1 protein-coding gene is annotated in these 1,964 nt (G+C 58.0%); it reads left to right on the forward strand.

Annotation, left to right across the window (positions count from 1 at the left end; genetic code table 11):
• Nucleotides 1-292 precede the first annotated feature (292 nt).
• Nucleotides 293-1,777 carry a PLP-dependent aminotransferase family protein gene (locus C6W92_RS17385; protein WP_129435378.1) on the forward strand — a complete coding sequence of 495 codons (1,485 nt, stop codon included), beginning with the start codon at nt 293-295 and terminating at the stop codon, nt 1,775-1,777.
• The last annotated feature ends 187 nt before the right edge of the window (nt 1,778-1,964 follow it).

Consider the following 1,964-nt stretch of genomic DNA (forward strand, 5'->3'; position numbering starts at 1 on the left):
CCTTCTTCTTCATCGCATCACGCAGGCTGGGAAAGGCGGGCTGTTTCGGCATCGGCAGGACTCCTCTGGCGGACGCCCCAAACCTATCAGATTAGGCAGAAAGTCGCAGGTTTTTCAGACGTTCCTTCGGATGAATCGGGTGCTGTCGGCCTTGGGCCTAGACATGCGCAGGGAATGGCCAGCGCACAGGCCTTGCGAAAGCCCCGCCCGAGGCGTGATAAATTCCCATGGCTGTAATTCGGATAGCACTTGTCCATACTCGATTTAGCATTAGACGCTGGAGCTATGGGATATGACGCAGCGGTTGACCATCGACAGGACATCGTCCAGCGGGCTACGCGACCAGATTGTCTCGCAGATTTCGCGATTGATTTTCCAGGGTCTGATGCCATCCGGGCTCAAGCTCGCGTCTTGCAGGGAACTCGCCAGGGAGCTCGATATATCGATCAACACGGTCGTCTCCGCGTATCGGAAACTCGAGGAGGAGCAGCTTATAGAAGCACGGCCCCGCTCCGGCTATTTCGTCACATCCGAACGGGGTATTCGCGTGGACGCGGCGAAGCCGGAATGCTCCAAGTCACGGCGTCGCGCACCAATTGCAGACAAGATCAACAAGCTGCGGCGCGCGGATGATATCGACACAATTTTCCGACCCCAGGACTGGCACGCCTATGACTATCCATTTGTTTGCAATCAGGTCGATGAGAGCAGCTTCCCGGTGTCGGAATGGCGCGAATGCACCCGGCTTGCCATGAACCGCAAGGATATCAAGATATGGTCTGCCGATGGGTCGTACTCGGACAGCGTTGAGCTGATCGAACAGGTGGGCCAGCGTATCCTTCCGCGCCGCGGGATCTTCGAACCCAGCAGGTCCATTCTGATCACGCTCGGCTCTCAGAACGGGTTGTTCATCACAAGCCTGTTGTTTGGCGGGCGTGATCGTATCGCGGCCATGGAGGACCCAGGCTATCCCGACGCCCGCAAGATTCTGCGGTCGAATTTCGGGGCATTGCGATCTCAGCCCGTGGATGAAGAGGGAATGATCGTCGACGAGCGTCTGCGAGATGTTGACCTGGTTTTCGTGACACCCAACCGTCAGTTTCCGACGACCGTCACGATGTCCGAACGTCGTCGCCATGAGCTTCTGAAGGCGGCCCAGGAATATGATTTCTACATTGTCGAAGACGATTACGAATGCGACGTCGATTACCGGCATGCCACCCCCCTGCCGCTTCACAGTCTCGATACGACGGGTCGCCTGATCTACCTCGGCAGCCTGTCCAAGGGCCTCTCGCCCGGTCTGCGCCTTGGTTACATGACGGCACCCGTCGAATTTATCGCGTCCGCCCGCGATTGCCGGGGCATGATGCTCCGACATCCCCCGATGATCCTGCAACAGACGGCGGCCTTGTTTATCCGGCTCGGCTATTACGACGGATTGCTTCGGAGGGTGCGCGACGAGTACCAGCACCGCTGGAACCTGGCCCGGTCCGTCCTTGCCGAACGACTGCCCGGCTTGCTCAGATCAGGAGAGTTCGGGGGCACGAACTTCGTCATGGCAAGTGAAAATCCTCGTCTGGATGCCACGACGATCAGCCGTGCCGCCAGGAAAAGGGGTGTTATCGTGGAGCCGCTCGCTCCCTGCTTTGCCGATCAGGTACAAGGCAGGAAGTTCTTTCGCCTTGGCGTTTCATCGATTCAACGGGATCTGATCGAGGAGGGCATAAACGCCTTGTGTGCATCAATCGGAGATCTGGAACGGGCGGGTTATGGATAACGGCTGGATGACTTGTGCTGCCCTAAGCCGCAGAACTTGATCTCTGACTGCGCGCAGGTCACCTGATCCTGCCCTGAAAAAGTGGACGGGGTCAGGCCGCCATGCGCTCCATGTCGGCCGGTGATCTGTAGCCTATCGCGGAATGCAGGCGGCGTGAATTGTAGAATCCTTCGATGTAGGCGAAGAG

Source organism: Roseovarius sp. A46 (assembly GCF_004126395.1).
Classification (GTDB): Bacteria; Pseudomonadota; Alphaproteobacteria; order Rhodobacterales; family Rhodobacteraceae; genus Roseovarius; species Roseovarius nitratireducens.